The organism is Nonomuraea sp. NPDC049129 (assembly GCF_040648495.1).
Classification (GTDB): Bacteria; Actinomycetota; Actinomycetes; order Streptosporangiales; family Streptosporangiaceae; genus Nonomuraea.
The window spans coordinates 590223-615847 of the sequence record NZ_JBEZDU010000001.1 but is presented as its reverse complement, the minus strand read 5'-3'; the positions used below and the strand labels follow the sequence as shown (position 1 = coordinate 615847).

General features: G+C 70.1%; 20 protein-coding genes and 1 tRNA gene. 10 read left to right on the top strand and 11 right to left on the bottom strand.

Features of this window, described 5'->3' with window-relative positions; genetic code table 11:
• Nucleotides 1–78: 78 nt before the first annotated feature.
• A complete protein-coding gene (locus AB0B64_RS02625) occupies nucleotides 79–1404 on the bottom strand; it encodes a cytochrome b N-terminal domain-containing protein (RefSeq protein ID WP_358174122.1) in 1326 nt (441 codons plus the stop codon).
• A 230-nt stretch (nucleotides 1405–1634) separates the two neighbouring features.
• On the opposite strand from AB0B64_RS02625, the gene ppdK reads away from it, so the two are divergent.
• Nucleotides 1635–4268 (top strand): pyruvate, phosphate dikinase, encoded by a 2634-nt coding sequence (gene ppdK / locus AB0B64_RS02620; protein ID WP_358174120.1) that lies wholly within the window; start codon nucleotides 1635–1637, stop codon nucleotides 4266–4268.
• A 195-nt stretch (nucleotides 4269–4463) separates the two neighbouring features.
• Here ppdK and AB0B64_RS02615 read toward each other — a convergent pair whose 3' ends face one another.
• Complete coding sequence (locus AB0B64_RS02615; RefSeq protein WP_357947647.1) at nucleotides 4464–5972, bottom strand: M48 family metallopeptidase; 1509 nt, start codon at nucleotides 5970–5972, stop codon at nucleotides 4464–4466.
• 82 nt (nucleotides 5973–6054) lie between these two features.
• Between AB0B64_RS02615 and AB0B64_RS02610 the strand changes: the two genes are divergently transcribed.
• Together AB0B64_RS02610 and AB0B64_RS02605 are read left to right on the top strand one after the other, a co-directional pair.
• Nucleotides 6055–7275: a deoxyguanosinetriphosphate triphosphohydrolase gene (locus tag AB0B64_RS02610; RefSeq protein WP_357947650.1), complete on the top strand. Its 1221-nt coding sequence runs from the start codon at nucleotides 6055–6057 to the stop codon at nucleotides 7273–7275.
• Nucleotides 7276–7300: 25 nt separating this feature from the next.
• Nucleotides 7301–8464: an FAD-dependent oxidoreductase gene (locus AB0B64_RS02605; protein WP_358174117.1), complete on the top strand. Its 1164-nt coding sequence runs from the start codon at nucleotides 7301–7303 to the stop codon at nucleotides 8462–8464.
• 3 nt (nucleotides 8465–8467) lie between these two features.
• Here AB0B64_RS02605 and AB0B64_RS02600 read toward each other — a convergent pair whose 3' ends face one another.
• A complete protein-coding gene (locus tag AB0B64_RS02600; RefSeq protein ID WP_357947655.1) occupies nucleotides 8468–9358 on the bottom strand; it encodes a peptidoglycan DD-metalloendopeptidase family protein in 891 nt (296 codons plus the stop codon).
• A gap of 168 nt (nucleotides 9359–9526) precedes the next feature.
• On the opposite strand from AB0B64_RS02600, the gene dnaG reads away from it, so the two are divergent.
• Together dnaG and rpoD are read left to right on the top strand one after the other, a co-directional pair.
• Nucleotides 9527–11368, top strand: a complete 1842-nt coding sequence (gene dnaG / locus AB0B64_RS02595; RefSeq protein ID WP_357947658.1) for a DNA primase — start codon at nucleotides 9527–9529, stop codon at nucleotides 11366–11368.
• A 471-nt stretch (nucleotides 11369–11839) separates the two neighbouring features.
• Nucleotides 11840–12943, top strand: coding sequence for an RNA polymerase sigma factor RpoD (rpoD, locus tag AB0B64_RS02590; RefSeq protein WP_214638280.1), 1104 nt, complete (start codon nucleotides 11840–11842; stop codon nucleotides 12941–12943).
• A gap of 71 nt (nucleotides 12944–13014) precedes the next feature.
• Here the strand turns inward: rpoD and AB0B64_RS02585 are convergent, their stop codons facing one another.
• Genes AB0B64_RS02585 through AB0B64_RS02555 form a run of 7 tightly spaced genes read right to left on the bottom strand, consistent with a single transcriptional unit; the run spans nucleotide 13015 to nucleotide 21574 of the window.
• A complete protein-coding gene (locus tag AB0B64_RS02585; RefSeq protein WP_358174114.1) occupies nucleotides 13015–13824 on the bottom strand; it encodes a transporter substrate-binding domain-containing protein in 810 nt (269 codons plus the stop codon).
• On the bottom strand, nucleotides 13821–15203 hold the full coding sequence (locus tag AB0B64_RS02580; protein WP_358174111.1) for a hypothetical protein: 1383 nt from the start codon (nucleotides 15201–15203) through the stop codon (nucleotides 13821–13823). Before AB0B64_RS02580 ends, AB0B64_RS02585 begins: the two co-directional genes overlap by 4 nt.
• 49 nt (nucleotides 15204–15252) lie before the next feature.
• A complete protein-coding gene (locus AB0B64_RS02575) occupies nucleotides 15253–15906 on the bottom strand; it encodes an FHA domain-containing protein (RefSeq protein WP_357947667.1) in 654 nt (217 codons plus the stop codon).
• Nucleotides 15906–17198, bottom strand: a complete 1293-nt coding sequence (locus tag AB0B64_RS02570; RefSeq protein ID WP_358174109.1) for a VWA domain-containing protein — start codon at nucleotides 17196–17198, stop codon at nucleotides 15906–15908. The genes AB0B64_RS02575 and AB0B64_RS02570 overlap by 1 nt, the downstream gene beginning before the upstream one ends.
• Nucleotides 17191–18264 (bottom strand): protein phosphatase 2C domain-containing protein, encoded by a 1074-nt coding sequence (locus tag AB0B64_RS02565; protein WP_358174106.1) that lies wholly within the window; start codon nucleotides 18262–18264, stop codon nucleotides 17191–17193. Before AB0B64_RS02565 ends, AB0B64_RS02570 begins: the two co-directional genes overlap by 8 nt.
• Nucleotides 18264–20408, bottom strand: a complete 2145-nt coding sequence (locus AB0B64_RS02560; RefSeq protein ID WP_358174103.1) for a tetratricopeptide repeat protein — start codon at nucleotides 20406–20408, stop codon at nucleotides 18264–18266. Before AB0B64_RS02560 ends, AB0B64_RS02565 begins: the two co-directional genes overlap by 1 nt.
• The gene (locus tag AB0B64_RS02555; protein ID WP_357947679.1) at nucleotides 20405–21574 is read right to left on the bottom strand and encodes a hypothetical protein; all 1170 of its coding nucleotides are present in this window, start codon (nucleotides 21572–21574) and stop codon (nucleotides 20405–20407) included. Before AB0B64_RS02555 ends, AB0B64_RS02560 begins: the two co-directional genes overlap by 4 nt.
• A gap of 218 nt (nucleotides 21575–21792) precedes the next feature.
• Between AB0B64_RS02555 and AB0B64_RS02550 the strand changes: the two genes are divergently transcribed.
• From AB0B64_RS02550 to AB0B64_RS02540, 3 genes are read left to right on the top strand one after another with little or no spacing between them, the layout of a single operon-like run.
• Complete coding sequence (locus tag AB0B64_RS02550) at nucleotides 21793–21948, top strand: hypothetical protein (protein ID WP_357947682.1); 156 nt, start codon at nucleotides 21793–21795, stop codon at nucleotides 21946–21948.
• 33 nt (nucleotides 21949–21981) lie between these two features.
• Nucleotides 21982–23256: a hypothetical protein gene (locus AB0B64_RS02545; protein ID WP_357947685.1), complete on the top strand. Its 1275-nt coding sequence runs from the start codon at nucleotides 21982–21984 to the stop codon at nucleotides 23254–23256.
• Nucleotides 23253–23726 carry a hypothetical protein gene (locus AB0B64_RS02540; RefSeq protein WP_357947688.1) on the top strand — a complete coding sequence of 158 codons (474 nt, stop codon included), beginning with the start codon at nucleotides 23253–23255 and terminating at the stop codon, nucleotides 23724–23726. Before AB0B64_RS02545 ends, AB0B64_RS02540 begins: the two co-directional genes overlap by 4 nt.
• A gap of 228 nt (nucleotides 23727–23954) precedes the next feature.
• Here AB0B64_RS02540 and AB0B64_RS02535 read toward each other — a convergent pair whose 3' ends face one another.
• Nucleotides 23955–24278: a YtxH domain-containing protein gene (locus tag AB0B64_RS02535; RefSeq protein WP_357947691.1), complete on the bottom strand. Its 324-nt coding sequence runs from the start codon at nucleotides 24276–24278 to the stop codon at nucleotides 23955–23957.
• 126 nt (nucleotides 24279–24404) lie between these two features.
• Between AB0B64_RS02535 and AB0B64_RS02530 the strand changes: the two genes are divergently transcribed.
• Both AB0B64_RS02530 and AB0B64_RS02525 read left to right on the top strand, forming a co-directional pair.
• A tRNA-Asn gene (locus AB0B64_RS02530) sits at nucleotides 24405–24476 on the top strand.
• Between the two features lie 417 nt (nucleotides 24477–24893).
• A complete protein-coding gene (locus AB0B64_RS02525; protein ID WP_357947694.1) occupies nucleotides 24894–25505 on the top strand; it encodes a hypothetical protein in 612 nt (203 codons plus the stop codon).
• The last annotated feature ends 120 nt before the right edge of the window (nucleotides 25506–25625 follow it).

Below are 25625 nucleotides of genomic sequence, written 5' to 3'. Positions count from 1 at the left end.
CGCGGTCTTTCCTGGACCGTGGGCAGGGTCGACGTCGTCAGGGCGGGTGGGCAAAAGAATCAGCAGCGGGCAAGGGCATCAGCGGCGGGTGCGGCTTCGGCACACCGCCAGGGTGATGGCGTACGCGATCGGGGGCAGGACGAAGATCGCCACGCGCAGCCCGTACACGATCCAGAGGTAGGTCTCGTGCGGTGCCGCGAGCAGCGGCATCGGCGCCTTCGGGTCCGGCGGGGTCTCCGAGAACCACGTCCCGGCCCACAGCACCGTGAAGAACGTGATCACCGCCGCCCCGAGCGCCGTGCGGACGGGCGCGTGCGAGGGGCGGTCCAGGAGGTTGTGCACGCGGCGGTCCCCGGTGAAGCGGCGCTCCAGGAACGGATAGAACAGCAGGACCGTGAAGAAGGCGGCCAGGACCAGCATCGGGATCCAGAGGCCGACCTGCAGGACGAAGCCGCCGACGGTGATCTCCCAGGGCGGCGTCAGGCGTAACGCGCCTTCCAGAACGCCGGAATACCAGAACGGCTGAGCCGACGGCGGCCAGCCGCCGGGCTGGTACGCCCCGTGCTCCCACACCGGGTTGACCCGGACGAAGGTGGCCAGCAGCGTGATGACGGCCATCGTGAACAGCGTGGTGGCGCCGTTCTTGACGGCGAAGTACGGGAAGAACGGGCCGCCCGTGACCCGCGTCTCGTCCGACGCCGGCGTGCGGTGCTCGGTGTGCTTCTGCCGCCAGGTCAGGACGATCCCGTGCAGCGGCACGAGCGCCAGCAGGATGCCCGGCACCAGCAGCACGTGCGTCACGAACAGGCGCGGGATGACCTGGCCGGGAAAGCCGCCGTCGAAGACGAACGCCGACAGGTAGCCGCCGACGAGCGGGATCGACAGCAGCAGGCCCTGAGCCTCCCGCAGGCCGGTCATGGCGAGCTGGTCGGCGGGCAGTGAGACGCCCAGGAACGACTCGAACAGCACCAGCCCGAACAGCAGCACGCCGGTCATCCAGCTCAGCTCCCGCGGCTTGCGGAAGGCGGCGGTGAAGAAGACGCGGAACAGGTGGGCCACGATCGACAGCACGAAGATCGTCGCCGCCCAGTGGTGCATCTGGCGCACCAGCAGGCCGCCCCTGATGTCCAGGCTGAGCTCGCGTACCGAGGCGAAGGCCACGTCGGGGTTGGGCTTGTAGAAGAAGACCAGGAACGTGCCCGTCAGCACGAGCAGGACGAACGAGTACAGGGCGAACTCGCCGAGCAGGAACGACCAGTGGCTCGGAAAGAGCTTGCGCAGGTTCGGGCCGAGCCAGCCGGCCAGCCCGAGGCGCTCGTCCAGGTAGCGCGCGGAGCCCTGAGCGGCCTTGGCCGATCCGGCGACCAGGCGGGCCGAACGCTGGGGCTTCGTAGGAGTGGCCATCGGGCGCCTCCTGCTAGGGGGTGCTCCTGATTGTGAACCTTACCTCTGGATCTTTCAAGAATTGGTTTATACCAATTGGTATAAACCAATTCTTGGTCAAACAGAACATAAATTGGATTAGACCGGTGATAGGCCCTTCACCAGCTGAAACGTTGACTTAACCGATGAGTGCAGTTTCATCATGATTATCGCCGGTAGAGTCCGAACCAGAGGCGTTGATTGGAGCTGTGGTGGCCAAGTACGTTTACGACTTCACCGAGGGCAACAAGGATCTCAAGGATCTTCTCGGCGGCAAGGGAGCAAACCTCGCCGAAATGACCAATCTCGGGCTGCCCGTCCCTCCCGGGTTCACGATCACCTCCGAGGCGTGCCGCCACTATCTGGCCGAGGGCGCGGTCCCCGACGGCCTGGAGCGGGAGGTGGCCGAGCACCTGACCGCGATGGAGAAGCGGATGGGCAAGACGCTCGGCCAGGCCGACGACCCGCTGCTGGTCAGCGTCCGCTCCGGCGCGAAGTTCTCGATGCCCGGCATGATGGAGACCGTCCTCAACATCGGGCTGAACGACGAGTCCGTGCACGGCCTGGCCAAGCAGGCCGGCGGCAACGACCGCTTCGCCTGGGACTCCTACCGCAGGCTCATCCAGATGTTCGGCAAGACCGTGCTCGACATCGACGGCGAGCTGTTCGAGCAGGCGCTCGAATCGCTGAAGGGCGACCGGCAGGACACCGACCTCGGCGCGGCCGAGCTGCAGGGCCTGGTGGAGACGTTCAAGGGCATCGTGCGCGACCAGACGGGCAAGGACTTCCCCGCCGACCCGCGCGAGCAGATGCGCCTGGCCGTCATGGCCGTCTTCGACTCCTGGAACGCCCCGCGCGCCATCCTCTACCGCCGCCAGGAACGCATCCCCGCCGACCTCGGCACCGCGGTCAACATCGTGGCCATGGTCTTCGGCAACGTCGGCAACGACTCGGGCACCGGCGTCGCCTTCACCCGCGACCCCGGCTCCGGTCAGCAGGGCATCTACGGCGATTACCTGCAGAACGCCCAGGGCGAGGACGTCGTCGCCGGCATCCGCAACACGATCCCGCTCCAGGAGCTGGAACGCCTCGACAAGAGCTCGTACGACGAGCTCCTGCGGATCATGGAGACGCTGGAGAACCACTACCGCGACCTGTGCGACATCGAGTTCACGATCGAGCGCGGCAAGCTCTGGATGCTGCAGACCAGGGTCGGCAAGCGCACCGCGGCCGCCGCGTTCTGCATCGCCACCCAGCTCGTCGACCAGGGCCTCATCACGCTCGACGAGGCCGTCACGCGGGTGACGGGCGACCAGCTGGCGCAGCTGATGTTCCCGCGCTTCGACTCGGGCACCGAGAAGAAGAAGATCGCCAAGGGCATGAACGCCTCGCCGGGAGCCGCCGTCGGCAAGGTCGTGTTCTCCTCCGAGCGCGCCGTCGAGCTGGCCGGCCAGGGCGAGGACGTCATCCTGGTGCGCCGCGAGACCAACCCGGACGACCTGTCCGGGATGATCGCCGCGCGCGGCATCCTGACCAGCCGCGGCGGCAAGACCTCACACGCCGCCGTGGTCGCCCGCGGCATGGGCAAGACCTGCGTCTGCGGCGCCGAGGAGCTGGAGGTGTCGATCGGCGAGCGCAGGTTCACCGCGCCGGGCGACATCGTGGTGAACGAGGGCGACCTCATCTCCATCGACGGCACGACCGGCGAGGTCTTCCTCGGCGAGGTGCCCGTGGTGGACTCGGCCGTGGTCGAGTACTTCGAGGGCCGGGAGCCCGACGACGACCTGGTCCGGGCCGTGGACCGGATCATGCGGCGGGCCGACGAGGTACGCCGGCTGGGCGTGCGGGCCAACGCCGACACGCCCGACGACGCGGCCAGGGCGCGCCGCTTCGGCGGTGAGGGGATCGGGCTGTGCCGTACGGAGCACATGTTCCTGGGCGAGCGCAGGCAGCTCGTCGAGGACCTGGTGCTGGCCTCGGGCGACGAGGAGCGCCAGGCGGCGCTGGACGCGCTGGAGCCCCTCCAGAAAGCCGACTTCGTCGGGATATTTCAGGCTATGGAGGGACAGCCGGTCACGGTCCGGCTCATCGACCCGCCGTTGCACGAGTTCCTGCCGGACCTCACCGACCTGTCGGTCAAGGTGGCCACCGGGGACGCCACGGACAAGGACCGCAAGCTGCTGGGCGCCGTCAAGCGGCTGCACGAGCAGAACCCCATGCTCGGGCTGCGCGGTGTGCGGCTCGGCCTGGTCATCCCCGGCCTGTTCGCCATGCAGGTACGCGCCATCGCCCAGGCGGCCAAGGAGGTGCCGGGAGCCAAACCGGAGATCATGATTCCGCTCGTGGCCGCCGTACAGGAGCTGGAGGCCGTCCGCGAGGAGGCCGCCGGGATCCTCGCGGACCTCGGCGTCGAGGCCCTGATCGGCACCATGATCGAGACGCCCAGGGCGGCGCTCACCGCGGGCCAGGTCGCCGAGGCGGCCCAGTTCTTCTCCTTCGGCACCAACGACCTGACCCAGATGACCTGGGGCTTCTCGCGGGACGACGTGGAGGCCGCGTTCTTCTCCCGCTACCTGGAGCTCGGCATGTTCGGGGTCTCGCCGTTCGAGACCCTCGACCGCGACGGTGTCGGGCGCCTGGTCACGATCGCCGTCGAGGAGGGCCGCGCGGCCCGCCCCGACCTCAAGCTCGGCATCTGCGGCGAGCACGGGGGCGATCCCGACTCGGTGCACTTCTGCCACCAGGCCGGGCTCGACTACGTCTCGTGCTCGCCGTTCCGCATCCCGGTCGCCCGCCTGGAGGCCGGCCGCGCGGCCTTCGCCGAATGCGACTCCGACACCCGGTAGGCAGCCGAAGGGGGTACCCCCAGACACCAGCCACGACGGACCGTCAGATCTTCCTCTCCCGAAGGGGGATCACACGACCGCCTCGATCCCTGTGACGGCCCGTTGTGGTGGGGGTCCTTTGGGTGAGATTCCCCCTGCGGGGGAGGGGATGGAGACGGCCCGTCGTGGCTGGTGGCCCTGTGGGGGCCATCGCGGTCAACCGGGTGAGACGGTCGCCTCCGCCTGCTCCAGCGTGGCGGGCACGTAGTCGTGACGCATGCCCAGGTCGCCCAGCCACTTCCGGAGCCCGGGAACGGCGGACGGGTTGGCCGCGACCTGGGCCGCGTACTCCGACAGCGCCACCTCCTCGCCGTCGTCGAACAGCAGCCGCGCCGGCCCTGCCCACGACAGCGTCCACCGGGCCTGGCCGTGCTGGATCAGCACCGCCTCCAGCGCCTGCCCGAGCACCCCGGCCAGCAGCGTCTCCGACGGGTTCCAGCCCAGCTCGCGCAGCTTCTCCTCCAGCTCGGGCCGCCGTCCCCTGGCGATCACCTCGAAGGCCGCGTCGAGGTAGGGCCGGGTGGCGCCCAGCACCCGCTGCCCGGCCAGCGCCAGGTCGTTGAGCGCCTCGGCGTTGCGGGCCGCGTACATGCCCTGGGACACCAGCTCCTCCCACGACACCGCCCGCAGCCCCGTGAGCGCCTCCGGCGTCCACATCGACTGCTCGACCGCCTGCACCGCCACGTTCGCGTCGCGCAGCAGCGTGAGGGCCGAGCGCGGGTCGGGTACGTGCTCCGGCTCCGGAAGCAGCTCGATGGCGGCCAGCCGGTCGGCCAGGCTTGGGTGGGAGTCGTAGAGGGAGGTCTCCCGCGGCTCCTCGCCGAGCTTGGCCACCTCGGCCTGCCTGGCCGGATCGCTCATCAGCGCGTGGAACCCGCCGAACACCGCCGCGGGCCGGTTGCCGCCCGCCCCGGTCATCGACAGGTAGCCCTCGGCGTAGATCTTCCAGGCGGTCGCCGTGCTGTGGATCTTGCGCAGCGCCTCCGACATCGCCTGGCGGCCGCCGATGGCCACCGCGAACCGGTCGGCCTCCAGCTCCTGCCCGCGCGACACGCTCTGGGAGACGAGCATGTAGAGCTTGGCGTAGTACGTGAACAGCCGTTGGACGTACGGGTTGCCGGCCAGGCCCTCGACGGTCGCGATCAGCCCCTCCCGGCCCCGGTAGACCGGCGCGCCCAGGCGGGTGTGGGCGCCGCTGTAGTGGCCCAGCTCGTGGCCGAGCACCGCGCGCATCTCGTCGACCGTGAGGGTCTGCAGCAACGGCAGCCCGATGTACATGCGCCGTCTGGTGGCCTTCATGCCGAGGAAGCGGGTGTCCTCCGCCACGGCCGCGTTGACCTCGGGCACCAGGCGGATCTCGTCGGGTGGCGCCGTACGGACGCGCTGGGACAGGTCGTCGACCATCTGCCAGAGCGCGGGCTCGTGCTCGCGGGTGACCAGCACGCCCGGCTGCTCGCCGTCCTTGCGGCGGCTGACCATGATCAGGGCGCGCACGAGCGCGGCCCCCGCCAGGGTCAGGATGACCGCGTACTTGAGGCCATTGACGTGGAAGTCGACCAGCAGCAGCACATCGAAGAAGACGGCCGCGACCAGCACGAGGCCGACCAGCACGTAGAAGCCGGCAAGCAGGGCGAAGGCCAGCACGGCCCGGAACGCTGTGGTCATGGAGGAGGGGCTCCCGGGGAATGGGGTTCTCGCGAGGGTCGACACTAGCGGAGACCGGAAACTGGATAAAATCACAGCTCTTATGGCCCGTTACGACGAACACGACCAGGCACGGTGGGTGCCGGAACCTCCCGGCAACCCGGAGCGCAGCGCGTTCGAACGCGACCGCGCCAGGGTCCTGCACAGCTCCGCGCTGCGCAGGCTGGCCGCGAAGACGCAGGTCGTGGGGCCCGGCGAGACGCTCGGCGGCGGCCAGCACATCCCGCGCACCCGGCTCACCCACTCGCTCGAATGCGCCCAGGTCGGCCGGGAGATGGGCGCGACGCTCGGCGTCGACCCCGACCTGGTGGAGACCGCCTGCCTGGCGCACGATCTGGGCCATCCGCCGTTCGGTCACAACGGCGAGGTGGCGCTCAACCAGCTGTCCACCTCGTGCGGCGGCTTCGAGGGCAACGCGCAGAGCCTGCGCCTGCTCACCCGGCTGGAGGCCAAGGTCCTCACCGAGGACGGCCGCAGCGCCGGGCTCAACCTCACCAGGGCCGCGCTCGACGCCTCCATCAAATATCCGTGGACCTGCGACAGATCGCCGAAGTTCGGCGTCTACGACGACGACCTGCCGGTCTTCGAGTGGATCAGGGACGGTGCTCCCGACGGCCGGGTAAGCTTCGAGGCGCAGATCATGGACTGGGCCGACGACGTCGCCTACTCCGTCCACGACCTGGAGGACGCGCTGCACTCCGGCCACGTCACGCCCGAGGCGCTCCTGTCGGCCGCCGAGCGCCGCGCGGTCTGCGAGACAACCCGCACCTGGTACGCGCCCACTGCCGACCTCGCCGAGCTCGAGGCCGTCTTCGCCGCACTGATCGCCACCCCGCTCTGGCCGCGCCGCTTCGAAGCCACCTTCGCCGACCTGGCCGGGCTCAAGGCGCTGACGAGCGGTCTCATCGGCCGCTTCTGCCGATCCGCCCAGACCGCCACCAAGGACGCGTACGCCTCGCGGCACCGCGCGGAGCTCGTCGTCCCCCCGGCCACCCGGCTGGAGTGCGCGCTGCTCAAGGGCATCACCGCCCACTACGTGATGACCACCGAGGACCACCACGCCAACCAGGCCAGGCAGCGCGACCTCATCACCGAGCTGGCCTCCCTGATCACGCTCGGCGCGCCCGCCACCCTGGAGCCCGCTTTCCGGCCCACCTACCTCGGCGCGCCCGACGACGCCGGCCGCGTCCGGGTGGTCATCGACCAGATCGCCTCTCTCACCGACACGTCCGCCATCGCCTGGCACAAGCGTCTTTCCCGATGACCCCCGGCAGGCGGATACTGCGGCCATGGCTACATATGTGATCGTCGGCGCGGGACTGGCGGGGGCCAAGGCGGCGCAGACGTTGCGGGAAGAGGGCTCCGACGACGAGATCGTGCTGATCGGCGCGGAGTCCGAACGCCCCTACGAGAGACCGCCCTTGTCGAAGGAATACCTGCAGGGCAAGAGCGAGCGGGAGAAGATCTTCGTCCATGGCGCCGGCTGGTACGCCGACAACGGCGTGGACCTCAGGACCGGCCTGCGGGTCACGCGCCTCGAGCTCGACCAGCACGCGGTCCGGCTCTCCGACGGCTCGCGCCAGCCGTACCACAAGCTGCTGATCGCGACGGGGGCGAGGCCGCGGCGCCTGCCTGGACCGGGCCTCTGCCTGCGCACGGTCGAGGACAGTGAGGCGCTCAAGGCGCGCCTGGCCGGCGCCGAGCGGGTGATCGTGGTCGGCGCGGGCTGGATCGGGCTGGAGACCGCCGCGGCCGCCCGCAAGGCCGGGTGCGAGGTCACGATCGTCGAACCCGACCCCACGCCGCTGTATCGGCCACTCGGGCCCGAACTCGGCGAGGTCTTCGCCGGGCTGCACCGGCGCAACGGCGTCGACGTGCGCACCGGCACCGGCGCCGCGGAGATCACCGAGACCGGCGTGCGGCTCAGCTCCGGCGAGCGCCTGACCGCCGACCTCGTCATCGTCGGCATCGGCGCGGAGCCCGAGGTCGGGCTGGCCCGGGACGCCGGGCTGGAGGTCGGGAGCGGCATCCTCACGGACGCCGCGCTGCGCACCTCGCATCCCGACGTGTTCGCCGCGGGCGACGTCGCCGAGTCGTTCCATCCCCTGTACGGCCGGCGCATCCGAGTCGAGCACTGGGCCAACGCGCTGAACGGCGGCCCCGCCGCGGCCAGGTCCATGCTGGGCCAGGAGGTCTCCTACGACCGCGTGCCGTACTTCTATACAGACCAGTACGACCTGGGCATGGAGTTCTCCGGCGACATCCAGGGCTACGACGAGGTCGTCTACCGGGGTTCGGTCCCCGACCTGGAGTTCGTCGCCTACTGGCTGCGCGAGGGCAAGGTCGTCGCCGGCATGAACGTCAACGTCTGGGACGTCGTCAGCGAGATCCAGCAGCTCATCCGCTCCGGAGTTACCGTGGACCCGAAGGAGCTGACGTCGGACCGGCGATGAAGCTCACGTCGGATTGACGATGATCACCGTAGGAGTCGGCGTGGCGTGGGTCTTCTTTTTCTTCTTCTTGGGCTCCACCACCTTCTTCGACGCGCACTGAACGGCGCACGGCGGCGTCTCGCCCAGCCGGCCGCGCATCTTCAGCGTCTCCTTCTTCGGCGACAGCGTCTTGTTGCCGGTCTGCCAGGCGTCGAGGTAGTCCCAGGGGTTCACCATGCCCCGGCGCACCCACCAGTAGGCGGGGCCGGTCTTCCAGGAGATCGCGAAATAGAGGTTCGTGGCGGTGTCGCGGGCGTTGCCCGAGTTGCCGACCCGGCCGAGCATCTGTCCGACCTTCACCCGTACGCCCGGCTTGAGGCCGTCGGCCACGGCGTCGAGATGGCCGCCGAGGTAGCGGACGCCGTCGTCGCCGATGATCGTGACGAAGCGGCCCTCGCGGTAGGCGCCCACGTCGGTGGTGGGCGACCACTTGTTCAGGGTGTTGACCTCGTCGACCACGCCGTCCACCGGCGCCACGAAGGCGCAGCCCTTGCCCGCCCAGATCACCGTCTTCGGGAGCACGAGCAGCTGGCGCTGGTAGGTCGTCCGGCAGCCCTGGACGGGGAAGGCGTAGGTGTACTTCGACAGCTTCGGTGGCGGGATCTTGACCGGGTCCTCACCCTTGGGCGGGGTCTCGGCCGACTGGGGGTCGGCGGTCGGTGTCTGTGAGGGGATGGTGGCGGTGACGGACGGGCTCGCGCTCGCCGGGGGCGTGGCCGGTGACTGCGCGCTGACGCCCGCCACTCCGGTGGCTTGTGGCGAGCAGGCGCTCGCCAGCAGCGCGGCGCCCGCTAAAGCCGCCCAACGTCCGAGATGCCCCGCTCGCATGATCTCCACCCGTGTCGACGTGTCCACCGCAAACATTTACCTTTGTAGCCGACCGGGGAAGTGCTCCCGACAGATTTCCGCCTTTCGCGACGCGACGGTGACATCCTCTTACCGCCAGGTCACCGTCACCTCACGGAGGGCAGTCATGAGCCCGGGTGGGGACGGTTGTCGTAGCTCGGGAATAGACTCACCGGCGTGGCTGGCAGGATCCGTGACGTCGATATCGCGCTCGTTCGTGAGCGATCGCCCATCGCCGATGTGATCGGCGAACACATCCAGTTGCGCAACGCGGGCGGCGGCAACCTCAAGGGGTTGTGCCCGTTCCATGACGAGAAGAGCCCATCCTTCAACGTCACGCCCGAGCGCGGCATGTATTTCTGCTTCGGCTGCACCGAGGGCGGCGACGTCATCACGTTCGTCGAGAAGATCGAGCACCTGACGTTCGGCGAGGCGGTCGAGCGGCTGGCCCAGCGTGCCGGGATCCAGCTTCAGTACGACCAGGGCGGCTACGTGCCGCGGCGCGACCACGGCGAGCGGGCCCGGCTGATCGAGGCGCACAAGGCCGCCGCCGAGTTCTACGCCGACAAGCTGCTCGGCCCCGAGGCCGCGCCCGGCCGGCGATTCCTGTCGGAGCGGGGGTTCGAGCGGGCCGACGCCGAGATGTTCGGCGTGGGCTACGCGCCCAACGAATGGGAAGGGTTGACGCGGCATCTCCTGGGGCGCGGCTTCACCGCCGACGAGATCGTCAAGGGCGGGTTGGCCAAGGAGGGCCGGCGAGGGCCGATGGACCGCTTCCGCGGGCGGCTGATCTGGCCGATCCGCGACGCGACGGGTGACGTGATCGGGTTCGGGGCCCGTAAGCTGCTCGACTCCGACGACGGGCCGAAATACCTCAACACCCCCGACTCCCCGCTCTACAAGAAGAGCCAGGTGCTCTACGGCATCGACCTGGCCAAGCGGGAGATCTCCAAGCGGTCCCAGGCGGTCATCGTCGAGGGCTACACCGACGTCATGTCCTGCCACCTGGCCGGGGTGCCGACGGCGGTCGCCACCTGCGGCACTTCGTTCGGCGAGGAGCACATCAAGATCCTGCGGCGCTTCCTGCTCGACCAGGCGGAGTTCCGCGGCGAAGTGATCTTCACCTTCGACGGCGACGCGGCCGGGCAGAAGGCGGCGCTCCGGGCGTTCGCCGACGAGCAGAAGTTCGTCACCCAGACCTACGTGGCCGTGCAGCCTGACGGGCTCGATCCGTGCGACCTGCGCGTCAAGCAGGGCGACGCGGCCGTGCGCGACCTGATCGCCAGCCGCGAGCCGCTGTTCCAGTTCGCCATCCGCAGCACGATCTCCCGCTACGACCTGCGCAGCAACGAGGGCAAGATCGCCGCGCTCGACGCGGCGGCGCCGATCGTGGCCGGGATCAAGGACGTCGGCCTGCGCAAGCGCTACGCGATCGACCTCGACCGATGGCTCGGCTTCATGGACGAGCGGTTCGTCATGCAGCGCATCGCCGAGGTCGGCGGCGCCCAGCAGGGTCGCCCGCGGCGGGCGCCGCAGGCCGCGCCCGTCGATCCCAACGTGCGGGTCGAGGGCGAGCTGCTCAAGCTGGCCATCCAGCGGCCCGCGCTGCTCGGTCCCCGCTTCGACGCGCTCGACCCGCGGGCGTTCACCGCGCCCGACCACGTGCTGGTGCACCAGGTGATCACCGCGGCGGGCGGCGCCGCGTCGGCGGGCCACGGCGGCCGCGAGTGGGTCGACCGGCTGCTGGAGCAGTGCCATGACGACGTGACGCGGGCGCTGGTGACCCGGTTCGCGGTCGAGGCGATCCGGGCCGACTCCCACACCGAGGAGCGCTACGGGGCGGCCATGCTGGCGGCGATCGAGGCCATCGCGGTCGACCGGGCGATCGCTCAGGTCAAGTCGCGCATCCAGCGGCTCAACCCGGTGGATGAGCAGCAGGACTACAACCGGCTGTTCGGCGAACTGGTGGCGCTGGAGCAGCAGCGCAGAGTGCTCCGCGACCGGGCCGCGGGCAGCTGAGGGGTTTGGGGACGCTTTCACGGGCAGCCGCGGCAACCGGCTCAGGGTTTCGGCGGGCCCGTGCGCACCCGCTTTGACGTAGCCCATCGGCGGATGACGAGCCGCGAATGGTCCCTGTAACGGCTCGTTCGAGAGTTCCCGAGCAGAAGATGTCGGGAACTTGTTGAATCCAGATAGCGGTGGCGAAATCCTTCACCGGTCGCGTAGGACAGCGGTGTCAGAAGGCATCCGGGCAGGCTACGCCTGGTGTCCGGCGACAACCCCGCCCCGGACACTCCTTACTCGACCGCGTAATTGACTTTACTTTCCTGATCAAAGTGCCGCTAAACCTTTAAGCGATCTCAATTTGGTAAGGGCCACGGCCTTACCTTCGGTTACAAAAATGGGTCTGCCATTTTACGGAACCAATACTGCAGACTGTGTCCCGTGGGTGCATCGGTACTGCCAAGTGGACCGCCATCCGTAGATCAAGTGGCGGACCTCGTCGCGAAGGGAAGGGAGCGCGGAAGCGTAACCGTCGATGACGTCGCAGCCGCGCTTGACCGCTCAGAGTTGCCGTCCGACGCGTTGGAACGCGTCGTGCGGATGCTCGCGGAGAACGGCGTGGAGGTTCTCGAACCCCAGGGAGAGGAAGAGACCACCCGCGCCGACGAGGAAGACGTAGGCAAGCGGGCGCCGACCAGCGATCTAGTCCGTATCTACCTGCGGGAGATCGGCCGGGTGCCGCTGCTGACAGCCGAAGAGGAGGTGGAGCTCGCCAAATCGATCGAAGCCGGTCTGTTCGCCGAGGACAAGCTGGCCAGCGGAGTGTCGCGTCTGGCCTTTCCCGAGTTCAGGGAGCTCGTCTGGCAGGGCACTCGGGCGAAACAGCGCCTCATCGAGGCGAATCTCAGGCTCGTCGTCTCGATCGCCAAACGTTATGTGGGTCGTGGAATGCTCTTCCTCGATCTCATCCAGGAAGGCAACCTCGGGCTCATCCGCGCGGTGGAGAAGTTCGACTACACCAAGGGATACAAGTTCTCCACTTACGCCACCTGGTGGATCCGGCAGGCGATCACCCGTGCGATAGCCGACCAGGCGCGCACCATTCGCATTCCGGTACACATGGTGGAGACGATCAACAAGCTCGTCAGAGTGCAACGGCAGCTCCACCAGGACCTCGGCCGTGAGCCCGCGCCCGAGGAGATCGCCAAGGAGATGGACCTCCCGGTCGATCGTGTGGTGGAGATCCAGCGCATCGCCCAGGAGCCGGTGTCACTGCAGTCGCCGATCGGTGAGGAAGACTCCGACCTCGGTGACTTCATCGAGGACGCCGACGCGGTCGTGCCCATGGAGGCGGCGGCCTTCATCATGCTGCAGGACCAGCTCGACGACATCCTGGCGACGCTGTCGGACCGTGAGCAGCGCATCATCCAGCTCCGCTTCGGCCTGGCCGACGGGCATCCGCGCACGCTGGAGGAGGTGGGCAGGGAATTCGGCGTCACCCGGGAGCGCATCCGGCAGATCGAGTCGAAGACGCTGGCCAAGCTCCGCCACCCGACCAGGGCGCAGATGCTGCGTGACTATCTGGATTGATCGACTCGCGTGGCGACGAACGGCGGGCCCGGGGTTCTCCCCGGGCCCGCCGTTCGTTCGTCTACGCAGCTTCAGGAGCAGCCCTCGAACTGCGGCACCGCGATGGTGCTGAGGTTCAGGCCGGCCTTGCCGAACCACTTGTGCAGCAGCTTCGAGGCCGTCCCGTCCTGGTACATGGTGGTGATCGCCCGGTTGACCGCCTCGCACCCCGCGACGTCGCCCTTGTGCATGCCGACCCCGGTCCGCTGCTCGTTGAACTGGGCGTTGACCAGCCGCAGCCCGCTGCCGTCCTGGACGGCCAGACCGGCCAGGATGACGTCGTTGGTGGTGATCGCGTCCAACCGGCGGTCCTTGAGCGCCGCCAGGCAGGCCGCGTAGTCGTCCACCGGCACCACCTCCGCCGCCACCTTGCGCTCCTCCAGGACCCGCTGGGTCGCGTTCGAGCCCTTCACCTGGCAGATCTTGTGGCCCTTGAGGTCACGGACGTTCTTGATCGACGGCTCGTCCGGCCGTACCAGGATGTCCTGGTAGGAGATGTGGTACGGCCCGGCGAACAGGACCTTCGCCTTGCGGTCCTGGCTGATCGTGTACGTCGCCAGCACGAGGTCGGCCTTGCCGTTGAGCAGGACCTTCTCCCGGTCGGAGGCCAGCACCGGGATGAAGGTGAAGTCCTTGCCGAGCTTCTGGGCGATGTAGCGGGCCACGTCCACGTCGAAGCCCTCGAAGGTGCCGTTGGACTTGCGTACGCCGACCGACGGCAGGTCGGGGCGGACCCCGATGACGATCGCGTCCTTGTCCACGATCGACTCCGTGCCGCCCATGCCGCACGCCCCGGCCAGCAGCGCGGTCAGGACCAGCACCGCCGGTAGCAGCCGCTTCATCGGTACTCCTTGAGCCGTGGCCACACCCCGGCGATGACCAGCAGGCCGAGGCCGCCGATCGCGAACGGGAGCAGCCGCCACAGGTTGTCGAGCGCGCTCTCGCCGGCGTCCGTGGCCCGCTTGAACACCGCCTCATGCTGCTCGGCGAGCTTCAGCAGCGCCTGGTCGTAGGCGTCGAAGGACTCGCGCACCGTCCCCAGCCTGGCCGACACGGCCTGGCTGGCCTGGCCGCTGGCCGCCAGCGCGCGGAACTTGGCGTCGGCGTCCTGGAAGCGTGTGTACGCCTCGAGCGCCCGCCGGCCGTCGCTCCCGCCGAGCTCGGTGCCCAGCAGGCCGAGGAAGTGCTTGGCGCCCTGCGCCACCTTGGCCTGGTAGGTGTCGAGGTTCCCGGCCTCCAGGTAGATCACCGACTGGGACTTGTCGAGGAAGGTGTGCTCGTAGGTGTCGGCCCGCCCCTTGTCGAGCAGGAACCGGCTCTGGTCGCCGTGCAGGCTGTTGCTGATCGCGCGGGCCCTGGCCAGCGTGAGCACCGAGTCGAAGCCGTCGGCCTTGGCGGTGCGCAGCTCTTGCGTGTCCCGGCCGAGCACGTTCACCCCGGCGAGCAGCGCGACGACGGTCACGACGGTCGCGGCCAGCAGCGCCGGCCCGAACACCCGGCGGAAGCGCCGTGCCAGGAAGACCTGCAGCCAGATCAGGCAGGCCAGGGCCAGCAGCCCGGCCACGATCACCGCGAACCGTACGACCGGCACCATGACGCTCTTCTCGTCATAGGTGCTCCGCACGATCGTGCCGCTCTCCAGCGTCAGGTTGTACGCCTGCGGGAGCAGGACCAGCCGCATCAGGTCGGTGGCCTGCCGGTACACCTCGACCACTTTCTGCGGCGGCGGCCCGGCCGCGTGACCGGACTGGGTGTCGAGCAGCAGCGCCTGCCCGGCCAGCCGCTCGTATCGGCCGAGGCCGTCGAGCACGGACTGGACGGTCTGCCGCTCGGCGGGGTTGTCGCCGGACAGCTCGAACGCCTTCAGCAGCGCCTGGTTGGCCTCGGAGCGCCGCCGCTCGTACTGGGCGATGGCGGCCTGGCGCTGCGAGGCGTAGTCCTTGCCCATCAGCAGCGCGTCGGCGACCTGCGCGTCCATGTCGCTCAGCCCGAGATACAGGCCGGCGGTGGCGACCACCTGGGGGCCCGCGTCCCGGCCGATCACCGTCAGCCCGTCGCGCGCGCTCACGCTCCCGGCCGCCAGCGCGGCGAAGAGCAGCGCCAGGGAGGCCACGGTGATGCCGGAGATGACCCGGATCCTCCCCGGCACACTCCGGCGCGCCGGAGCCCCCGGCGGTGCCAGCCCGACCTGGCCTGACGGCCTGGCCTGGACGATGGTCATAATGCCCCCTCGCAGGTCGTGAAGGTAGTCGTGGCGGCCCCCTCGCCGGTCACGGCGTGCCTTCGCGGATCGTGATGACGGTCCAGGCGCCGACGTGGATGCGGTCGCCCGCGCCCACCCGGACCGGCACGTTGACCGCCACCGGCCTGCCGTTGACCTGGGTGCCGTTGGAGGAGCCCGGGTCGACGAGCGTCCACGAGCCGTCGTGCCCGGCGAGCAGCACGGCGTGCAGATGGGACACACCGGGGTCCTCGGGCGGCCCGGTCAGGTCGATCTCCGGCCGCAGGTCGCGGCCCCGGCTGCGGCGGCCGATGCGTACCTGCTCGCCGGACAGCGCGAAGGACCGTTCGGGGCAGTACGGCGGGAAGGCGACGGCGTCGGCATCGGGGCCGCCCTCGGCGATCACCTTCTCGTAGTAGGCGCGGTCGGCGGCGGTGACCGCCTCCCAGCGAGCTCCGGCCACCGGCGGCGCCATGGTGGGCGCGGTGCCGGAGTAGTCGTGGCCGCACACCTCGCAGAACTGCCCGGCACGCGGCGTCTGGCAGACGGGACATTCTTCCACCGCCGCGCCGGAGCCGACACCGGCGGGCGCGGCCGGCGCGGCGGACGACGTGACCGGTGGCGGGGAGGCGGCCAGCTGGAGGCCGCAGACGTCGCAGTATTCGTCGTCGCCCGACGTGTGGCCCTGGGGGCAGGTCGCCATCAGCTGCCCTCCCCGTTCTTGCGCAGCTTGCTGGTACGCACCGAGCCGGTGTCGAGCTCGATCGCGTCGGCCTTGTCGACGTTCTTGCGCAGCCGGGCGGTGCCGGAGGCCGGATCCACCTCGACGACCTTGTCGAGCAGCCGGGCCGTGTCCTCGCGTCCCGAGTCGGCGGCGAGCTGTTTGGCCTTGGCCAGGCGGGCCGTCGCCCTCTCGACGTCGCCGGCCGCGCGGGCGCTCAGCCCGTCCTGGATCAGCTCGTGCAGCTCGGCCTGGCCGGTGTAGTGGGCGACCTTCCCGTTGATCCGGGTGGACTGGGCCAGGTCGTCGGTCCACTGGGCGAGCACGTTGCCACTGGCGAAGACCTCCTGGGTGTCGGGACGGAGCAGTTTCACCCAGCCCGCGCGGATCTCGCTGCCGATCTGGCCGGGCGGCACCTCCACGCACAGGTGGTACTCGCGGTCCTCGGTGCCCCACGAGCCGGTCGGGTAGTCGCCGGTCAGCGGGTTGACGTCGGTGCGCTTGCCGGTCAGGTCGAGCAGCGTGGGGGAGACCTGCTTGACCCACTTGAGCGTCGCCGTCTGCGGCACCCACACCCGCATCACCAGCTCGGCCACGGTCTTGCTCATCGAGGTCTGGGTGAGCTTGCGGAAGAAGTCGGCCAGGTCACCCTGGTTCCGGACGAAGTCAAACGTACCCAGCAGCGCCTCGGCGACCTTGCGCAGCTCGGCGGGCACCCAGTCGTCGCCGACGCCGAGGCTGTCGCAGACGAACGCGCCCTCGCAGCGGGCCAGCGCGCCGGCGAACACGTCGGCGCGCTCGTTGTTCTGGCCGTCGGTCATCAGGATGGCGTGCCTGATCGCGTTCGGGTGGGCCGACAGCAGCTGGGCCGCCAGTTGCAGCCACTGGCCGATCGAGGTGCCGCCGCCGGCGGAGAGCTTGCCGATGGCCCGCTGCGCCTCGGCCCGGGTGGCCGCACTGGCCCTGACCAGCTGGGGGCCGTTCGGGTAGACGACACGGGCCCGGTCGGTCCCGGCGATGACCGCGAAGTGCACGCCGTCGCGCAGGGTCTGCACGGCCGTCGCGGCGGCGGCCCGGGCCTCTCTGATCTTGCCGCCGCTCATCGACCCGGACGTGTCGATGATGATCACCTCGGCGGCCTCGGCCGGGGTGGCGGATTCGGTGATCACCGTGCCGGTGGAGTTGATCGTGAGGATGGCGTGCACCTCGCGCCCGTCGATCGGGAGGTACTTGTTCTGGTCGATGTGCAGGGTGAAAGTGGGCTGGTCACCCATGTGCGTCTCCTAGAGGGATCAGGACGATGGTCACGTTGTCTTGCCCGCCGGAGTCGAGCGCGTGTCGCAGCATCGCGCGGGTCATGTCCAGAGGGCTGCCGGTGGAAGGGAAGGTGTAGCCGTCGAGGTAGCGCCACAGGCCGTCGCTGCACACGAGCAGCAGGCCCGGGGTCTCCGGCTCCAGTACGCGGACGTGCGGGCGCACGTCGCCGTAGTCGGCGCCGAGCCAGGCGGTGATCTCACCCGTCGGCGCGGCGTCGTCCACGGTCAACTGGGTACCGACGACCTGACCGGTCACGGCGGACCGGATGGCGGCCGCCGGAAGAACCCCGACCGGCCGAGTGTCAGCGCTCGCCTCGACCGGCGGGCTGCCCGCGGAAAGATCGGTCTCGACGGGCCGGGTGTCGGTGGGAAGGCCGGTCTCGACCGGCCGGGCATGGGGGGGAGGGTCGGTTTCGACCGGTTGGGTGTCGGCGGACGGGTTGGTTCTGGTCGGCCGGGGGCCGGTGGACAGCCAGTACGCGCGGGAGTCCCCCGCCCAGGCGAGCGTGATCCGGCCGCCTTCGACCACCGCCGAGACGTAGGTGCAGGCGGGGGCGTCGTCCACCGAAGTGGCCAGCTTGCCCACGGCCCGGCTGGCCAGGCCGAACGCCTCCTCGGTTGAGACGCCCCTGGCCAGGGCGGCGCAGGCCGTCTCCACCGCGGCCGCCGACGCCTCGTCCGCGCGCGGCGAGCTGCCCACGCCGTCGCAGACGACGACCACGGTCCGCGTGTCCGTGGACAGCAGCGCCATGGCGTCCTCGTTGCGGCTGCGGCGCAGGCCTTTGTCGGTCACGCCCGCCGTACCGCCGTCGAGTTCGAGCTCCGCGTGGTCGCGGCTGGTGGGCTGGCGCACGCCGCACCGCTCGCAGTAGCCCTCCGCGTCAACGGCGGGGGCGCCGCAGGACGTACAGGCAGGTGCTCCGAGTGGATGCCCGCACGCCTCGCAGAAGGAGTCGCCGGCGAACACAGGGGTCTCGCAGACCGGGCACCGGACGTCCGCCTTTGGAGCGGCGGTGTCGTCCATCACACCCACGTCCGGGGCCGGACGGCGTTGGCCTGGTCGACGAGGGCCTGGCGCTCCTGGCGGGAGCTCGCGGCCACGGCCAGGCGGCGGAAGATGCCCTCCAGCCGCTTGCGTAGGCCGGGTTCGGTGAACTCGGCGCCCGCCAGCTTCAGGCCGCCCGGTGGTTTGTTGTTGTCGAGCCAGGTCAGCGCGCTCTCCAGCAGCTCGGCGGTGAGCAGTTCGCGGCGGCGCGGGTCGAGGTCGGTGAGGTCGTCGAGGCGGTCGGCCGCGGCCGACAGCTCGTTCGGCTTGCCCGGGTCGGCCGCCCCCGTCGTTCTGGCCACCGCGGCCACGACCGCGAGCTGCGCGGCCACGCGGTGGCTCGACGTGGTCGGCACCTCGTCGAGCACCGCGATCCGGCCCGCCCTGGCCAGCCCGAACGCGGCGCTCACGTAGGAGCGGTCGGTACGCCACACGCTCTCGTACCAGCGGACCGGGTTGCCGTTCATGCACTCCAGCGCGAACGCCAGCCCCAGCTTGGGCGCGCACTCGCCGGGCAGCAGCGAGAAGCACTCGTCGAAGATCGGCGCCGCCCGGTCGGCATGACCCGAGGCCAGCAGGTGGACCGCCCGGTACCAGGTCACCCGCCAGTCGCCGGGCAGCGTCCGCCCCGCCTCGTCCAGCGCGGAGAGCGCCTGGTCCGAGCCCTGCTCGGCGAGCAGCCGGGCCTTGGTCAGCAGCGTCTCGGGCGTCCGGGCCATCCCCTCGACCTGGCTGACCAGCACGTCGGGATCGCGGCCGACGAGGCCCGCCAGCGCGCCCGCCGCCGGGTCGGCGGGGTCGGCCAGCGGCACCGGCAGCGCGGCCGCCGCCTCCAGCGGGTCGAGCCCGGCGAACACCCGCCCGCGGTCGGCGGCCAGCGCCGCCCCCGCCGCGAGCCGCTCGGGCCCGAACAGCGCGGACTGCGCCGGGTACGGCACCCCCTCCGCCAGCGCGCTGATCTCGCGCAGCACGCCGACGAGCTGTTCCTCCATCTCCTCGGCGCTCTGGAACCTGGCGGCGGGATCGGGGGCGGTCGCCCGGCGCAGCAACCGCGCGAACGCCTCGTTGCCGCAGTCCGCCGGCAGCGGGTTCTCCACCCCGCCCTTGGCCGGGCTGAACGACGGGATGGTCAGCACCGCCAGCGTCCTGGCCACCGTGTAGAGGTCGGAGGCGACGGACGAGGGCTGGGTCTCCAGCTCGGGCGCGTGGTAGCCGACCGTGGCCCAGGAGGTGCCCGGCGGCGAGCCGACGCGCTGGACCGCGCCCAGGTCGATGAGCTTGAGCCGATTGCCGACCCTGATCACGTTGGCCGGCTTGAGGTCGCAGTAGACCAGGTCGTGCTGGTGCAGGTAGCCGAACGCGCGCAGGATCTCCCGTCCGTACATGAGCGTCTCGCGCAGCGGCAGCGGTCCCTGGCGGCGCAGCTCGTGCAGCGACTGGCCGCCGACGTACTCCATGACGATGTAGCCGAGGCCGCCGGAGCGCTGGAAGTTGATGATCTTGACGATGTTCGGGTGGTCGACCGTGGTGAGGAACTTCCGCTCGGCCTCCGCCGCCGCCAGCGCCTCGGCGTCGGCGGTGTTCAGCAGGCCCTTGAGCACCACCCAGCGGCCGTCGAGGTTCTCGTCGGCGGCCAGGTAGATCCAGCCGAGGCCGCCGTGCGCCAGGCAGCCCAGCACCCGGTACTGGCCGGCCACCAGGTCGTCCTTGGCCAGCTTCGGGGTGAAGGAGAACGAGGTACGGCAGTGCGGGCAGAACCCGTCGGGCAGCCCGGCGCGCCCCTGCCTGGAGCGGCCGACCGGCTCGCCGCACGCCGGGTTGGCGCAGAACCGCTTCTCCTCGGGCACCATGGGATTGGCCATGATCGCGGTGGCCGGGTCCCGGTAGGGCACCGACGGCAGGTCGGCGAGCTCGCCCAGCACGCCCGGCCGTGACCGGCCACTGCTCAGCGGGCCGGTCATCTGCCTGCTCACCGGCCGGGTGTCAGGCGAGTCCGAGGGGCTCGACGCCGTCGCCGGGGTCGAGGCCGCGGCGGGCACGGCGGACGCCGCCGCGTGGCCGCACAGGTCGCAGTAGCCATCTTCGATCGTGCCCGTACAGCCTGGCTGGGCGCATCGGGTCATCGGCCACCTCCGTGGATCGCACGCTGATACAGGTCGACGGCTTGTGCCGCCTTCGTCAGATCGCAGGGAGCGCTCCACAGCAGCAGCCGCGCCCGCTCGTACAGCTCAGTCGCGCCCGGGTCCTCCGCCAGGCCCTTGCGCACCGCCATCGCCTGACACGCGCCGAGCCGCCCGCGTAGCTCATCACGCCTGCCGAGCAGCCCCATCAGCGCCGTCGCCGTGGCCCGTGCCTGCTGGGCGGCCTGCTGGGCGCCCTGCTCCAGGGCCGTCAGCCGCCCGGCCCGGTCGAGCCAGGTGCCGGGCGCGGCGTCGAGCGCGTCCAGTTCGTCGGCCAGCGCGTCCACCTTGCTCCGCGGCTGTGCCTGCGGCGGCAGGGCTATCTTCACCACGACCCTGCCGTGGGCCACCCTGGCCTCGCTCTCGGCCGCGCGTACCCGGTCCAGCGCGGCCACCAGCTCCTCGCGCCGCCTGCCGTACTCCTGACTGACCTGTAGCGCGCGCTCCAGGTCCGCGCGGGTGCTCGCCAAGAGGCGGGTGACGCGCTCCAGCTCGTGCTCCGGCGGCGCCGAGCCGAGCGGATCTTCGAGTACGGCGGTCCGCATCCGCCGCAGATCGGTCTCCGTCTGGGTCAGGTCAAGGCTCTCACCGAGCTGCCGCCGCAGATCGCCGACCGCGCGCAGCTCGGCGTCGGCGGCGTCGAGGCGGGGTAACGCCGCGGACCAGACCGTGTCGATCTCCGTCAGTACGTCCGTGGCCTGCTGGAAGGCCGCGTCCATCCGGGCGACCGTCTCGTCCAGGGTGAGCCGCTCGTCCGCCTGGGGGAGGAGGGATCGTTCCTCGACGGGCTTGGCGGCGGCCTTCAGCACCACCGAGCGGCCCGACAGCAACTCGGTCAGGGTGGCGAGCTGCTCCGCGCCGAGGCGGCCGCGGGCGCCCTTGACCTGCTCGGCCGCGCGTAACACCCCCCGATAGGTGTCATAAAGCGCCCACAGCGCGGCGATGGCGCCCTGCGCGGCGGCCCAGCGGGTCTGGGTCGGGCCGCGTAAGGAGGCGCCCTTGAGTAACTGGTAGGTGGTGTGGGCTTCAAGATCGAGCAGGTCGCCGGAGATGCGGTCGCGCTCGTCGGCTCGGGCGCGCAGTGCGTACTCCGCACCCTCCCTGCTCATGGGTGGTCCCAGACTCATCACGCTCCCCGTGATACGGGCCCCCGCGCCCCGTTGTCTACCGGCTAAACGGCAAAACCGACCGGTTGGTTCCGGGAGGAGGCCGGTTGGTTCCGGGAAGTATGCCGGTTGGTTCCGAGAGTAGGGGAGACCCTGACTTGTCCCTGATTCAACCCTGCCTCACCTGCAATCCGCTTGAACGATCTCGTAACGTCAGAGACATGGGACGCATACTTCTCGCAATCCTGGCGATCATCGCCGTGTTCATCCTCATCGGCCCCCTCGTGGGCTTCGTCTTCACGCTGATCAAGTGGGGACTCATCATCGGAGCCGTGGCCTTCGGCATCATGCTCGTCTCCAAGTGGGCCCGGACGTAGCTTTCCTACGGCCTAGCGGCGCATAGTGGGTTGATGGAGGCGCGGCCCGCGGTCGACGACGCCGCGCTCGGGCGCGAGGCACTGTCCGTGCTCGAGGCGAACTGGACGGGAACCTCCACCGTTCCCGCCCCAGGTCTCTACCCGCACCAGTGGAGCTGGGACTCGGCGTTCGTGGTGATCGGCCTGGCCAGGCACCGGCCTGACCGGGCTCGTGCCGAGCTGCTCAGTTTGCTGGCCGGTCAGTGGGCGACCGGCATGGTGCCGCACATCGTCTTCCACACCCCCGAGGCGTACTTCCCGGGCCCTTCGGTCTGGCGCTCACAGGATCACGACGCCGCGCCGCGCGTGCTCACCTCGGGCCTCACCTCGCCGCCGCTGCACGCGCTGGCCCTGTGGTGGCTCTACCGGCACACCGGCGACGCCGACTTCGTCAGGCGGGCGTTTCCGGCGCTGGCCGCCCAGCACGCCTACCTGGCCGCCGCGCGCGACCTGGGCGGCTCGGGGCTCGCGGCGATCGTGCACCCCTGGGAGTCGGGCATGGACGACAGCCCGGCCTGGGACCAGCCGCTCGCCGCGCTGCCCGAGATCAGGTACGGCTACCGCACTGTCGAACTCGAGCAGCGTTACCCCGACAGCGACCACGACCGCTACGTCTGGCTGGCGCTGCGCTACCGCAACGCCGGCTACCGAGCCGAATACCTGCGCGACGAGCACCCGTTCGCCGTCGAGGACCCGATGTTCAACGGGATCTGGCTCGCCTCCTGCCAGGCCATGGCCGAGCTGGCGCCGCTGGCCCGCGCCGACCCGGTGCCCCACGCCGAGCAGGCCCAGCGCATCAGGTCGGCGCTCCTCGACCGCCTGTGGGACGGCTGCTTCTACGCCCGCGACCTACGGGCCGACCGGTTGATCCGGGTCTGCACGGTCGGCGGCTTCGGCCCGCTGCTCGACCCCGAGCTGCCCAGCGACCGCGTCCACGCGGCCATCGAGATGCTCGAATCGGCCAGGTTCATGGGCGCCACGGGCTATCCGGTGCCCAGCTGCGAGATCCGCGCCGCCCAGTTCGACCGCACCCGCTACTGGCGCGGCCCGTCCTGGGTGAACACCAACTGGCTGCTGCGCCGGGCGGCCGACGTCCACGCGCTCGGCTCGCTCGGCCGGCAACTCGCCAACGGCACGCTCCGCCTGGTCAGGCAGGCGGGGTTCCGCGAGTGCTTCGACCCGTTCGACGGCAGCGGCCGGGGGTGCCGGGACTTCTCCTGGAGTGCCGCGCTCACCCTCGACCTGCTCGCCGATAGCGTGAAGGAATGAGTTTTCTTCGCCGCCTGCCCGCCGACGTCCGCAAGGCCCTGGTCACCGAGCCGGGGGAGCGGGTGCTGACCTTCGCCGCCACCGGCGACGGGCACGTGGTGGCCACCAATCTGGCGCTACACCTGCCCGGCGGGATCCGCGTGCCGTACGAGACGATCGACCGGGCCGCCTGGGACGAGGAGGGGCTGAACATCCTCACCATGTCCGGCGAGCGGCACCGCGTGGAGCTGCCGGAGCCGCGGCTGCTGCCCGAGACGGTCCGGGAGCGGGTCAACGCCACCATCGTGGTGAACAAGCACGTGGACCTGCCCGGTCGTGGCGGGGTACGGCTGGTGGCCAGGCGTCCGCCCGGCGGTGAGGTACTGGGGTGGACCCTCGTCTTCGACGACGGCCTCGATCCGAACGACCCGGGCGTACGCGCACAGGCCGAACAGGCCCTTGAGGGCGTACGGCGCAGCATGGGGGTCTGAGGAGCCGGATCGCGCGGGCGGCATGAGTTCGGGCGCCCGGTAGACGAGCGGGACATGCGTGCGCGCCGGGCTTGTGAGTGGGGTGGGACCCCGGGCTTGTGAGTGGAGTGGGACCCCGGGCTTGTGAGTGGGGTGGCACGCGGGTGCCCCGGGCATGGGCGGTGGTTCGTCCTGCGCTCATGCCCGGGGCCCGGCGTTGCTCGCGGCAGTTCCGCGTCAAGTTCCGCGTCAGTGCGGAATGCCGGTTTGGTCGGTCTTCTTCTGGCCGGCCTGCTCGACCTCTTCGCCGGGCCAGCCGGTGCCGGTGTCGTGGTGGTCGTGGCCGTTGAGGAACGGGATCCGATGCTGGAGTGTGTCCCCCACCTTCGACTTGGCCACTCCGGCCGCCTTCGACAGCTGGGCGCCCATCACGCCCGCGGTCTCCTGGAACCTGGGGCTGTCGGCAACGCGTTGGGCGGCCCGTTTGATCTGCTCATAGCGTTCGCGTCCGGCCCGGCTGCCCAGGACATAGCCGACGGCGAGACCAATGGCGAATGTCATCCGATAACGCATATTGCACCTCCGCTGTCTCCGGGCCTACCCGAATGACGATGCGACACGCACTCCTCGAGTGCGCTAATCTATTCCTGCGCCCAGGGGAGCGGCCCGCAAGGCCCGCCGATCAGCGCGAACGTACGATCCCGCGTAGCTCAACGGCAGAGCAGCCGGCTGTTAACCGGCAGGTTATAGGTTCGAGTCCTATCGCGGGAGCTTCGGCAAGGCCGAGGTAGGCAGAGCTCAGGCCCCTCTCCGGGATCAAGGATGAGGGGCCTGAGTCGTTCCGGGAGCCACTACCCGGTTTGGTCAGCGTGGCCGAAGACGGCTTCCATGGTCTCAGCGCCATGGACGATGACCGGTCTGATCGGGTGTCGGTAGACGGTTGCGTGGTGGTGGGCGTCGAGTCCCCGACGAGATCGGCGATGCGTTCCACCGAGACGTCCCCATCGCTCAGGATCGAGACGAAGCAGTGGCGGAGCTCTCGTACCTTCCAGCGGTTCCCGATGCCCGCCCTTCTTGTGATCCCCGCAGCACGCGCCGTCACTTCCCGTGCAGATCGACGAAGCGGCCAGATGGCACGTGCCCGGAGATAGGCTGATCTGATCTTGTCCGATCGGCCTTGGAGACCACGTGGCGCACCCACTCGTCGTCGGCATCGCCGGCGGCTCCGCGTCAGGCAAGACTACGATCGCCACCTGGTTGCGTACCGCCGTCGAGCAATCCGGACGCACCGTAGACGTGCTCACCAGCGACCCGTACATGTGTCACGACGTCGATCGCGGCCCGACTTTCGTCTCCCCCACGACCGGTGAGGTGACCTTCGACTACAACCGGCCCGAGTCGGTCGACTGGCTCGCTTTCCTGCGCGACCTCGACAGCCGGACCAGCGACGTAGTAGCGCCGGACGTGCTGCTTGTCGAAGGGCTCATGATCTTGCATGTCGCAGCGGTGCGCGAACGGCTCGATCTGCGGCTCTTCGTCGAACTCGACGCGGACGAGCGTGCGCTGCGTCGGCTGCTGCGGGACATGAAGGAGCCGCGCGGACTGAGCGAGCCGGAGATGATCGCTAATTACTACCGGGAGAGCGCTCGGGTCGGGCACGCGCTGTATATCGAGCCGTCCCGGCAGTACGCCGACATCATTGTGCGCGGTGACGCCCCGCTGGATCGGTTGCAACCGTTGTTGCTGGCGATGATCGATCGGCTGCTCGGGGAGCACAGTGCCCGGGAGCCCTCGACCTAGCAGCCGTCGCACCTACGTCACTGAATAAGTACTTTTGCCAGCGATGCCTGGTCCGAGTCCTATCGCGGGAGCAAGGCTGAACCCCCTTCCCGGGTCTCCGGGGAGGGGGTTTCTTGTTGC

Excerpts from the sequence above, each read along its gene's own strand:
- AB0B64_RS02610 (WP_357947650.1), top strand. The coding sequence starts at position 6,055 with ATGGCCCGTTACGACGAACACGACCAGGCACGGTGGGTGCCGGAACCT.
- AB0B64_RS02570 (WP_358174109.1), bottom strand. The coding sequence starts at position 17,198 with ATGGGTGACCAGCCCACTTTCACCCTGCACATCGACCAGAACAAGTAC.
- AB0B64_RS02575 (WP_357947667.1), bottom strand. The coding sequence starts at position 15,906 with ATGGCGACCTGCCCCCAGGGCCACACGTCGGGCGACGACGAATACTGC.
- AB0B64_RS02585 (WP_358174114.1), bottom strand. The coding sequence starts at position 13,824 with ATGAAGCGGCTGCTACCGGCGGTGCTGGTCCTGACCGCGCTGCTGGCC.
- AB0B64_RS02625 (WP_358174122.1), bottom strand. The coding sequence starts at position 1,404 with ATGGCCACTCCTACGAAGCCCCAGCGTTCGGCCCGCCTGGTCGCCGGA.
- AB0B64_RS02535 (WP_357947691.1), bottom strand. The coding sequence starts at position 24,278 with ATGCGTTATCGGATGACATTCGCCATTGGTCTCGCCGTCGGCTATGTC.
- AB0B64_RS02550 (WP_357947682.1), top strand. The coding sequence starts at position 21,793 with ATGGGACGCATACTTCTCGCAATCCTGGCGATCATCGCCGTGTTCATC.
- AB0B64_RS02565 (WP_358174106.1), bottom strand. The coding sequence starts at position 18,264 with ATGGACGACACCGCCGCTCCAAAGGCGGACGTCCGGTGCCCGGTCTGC.
- AB0B64_RS02560 (WP_358174103.1), bottom strand. The coding sequence starts at position 20,408 with ATGACCCGATGCGCCCAGCCAGGCTGTACGGGCACGATCGAAGATGGC.
- AB0B64_RS02615 (WP_357947647.1), bottom strand. The coding sequence starts at position 5,972 with ATGACCACAGCGTTCCGGGCCGTGCTGGCCTTCGCCCTGCTTGCCGGC.
- AB0B64_RS02580 (WP_358174111.1), bottom strand. The coding sequence starts at position 15,203 with ATGACCATCGTCCAGGCCAGGCCGTCAGGCCAGGTCGGGCTGGCACCG.
- AB0B64_RS02540 (WP_357947688.1), top strand. The coding sequence starts at position 23,253 with ATGAGTTTTCTTCGCCGCCTGCCCGCCGACGTCCGCAAGGCCCTGGTC.
- AB0B64_RS02545 (WP_357947685.1), top strand. The coding sequence starts at position 21,982 with ATGGAGGCGCGGCCCGCGGTCGACGACGCCGCGCTCGGGCGCGAGGCA.
- AB0B64_RS02555 (WP_357947679.1), bottom strand. The coding sequence starts at position 21,574 with ATGAGCAGGGAGGGTGCGGAGTACGCACTGCGCGCCCGAGCCGACGAG.
- AB0B64_RS02605 (WP_358174117.1), top strand. The coding sequence starts at position 7,301 with ATGGCTACATATGTGATCGTCGGCGCGGGACTGGCGGGGGCCAAGGCG.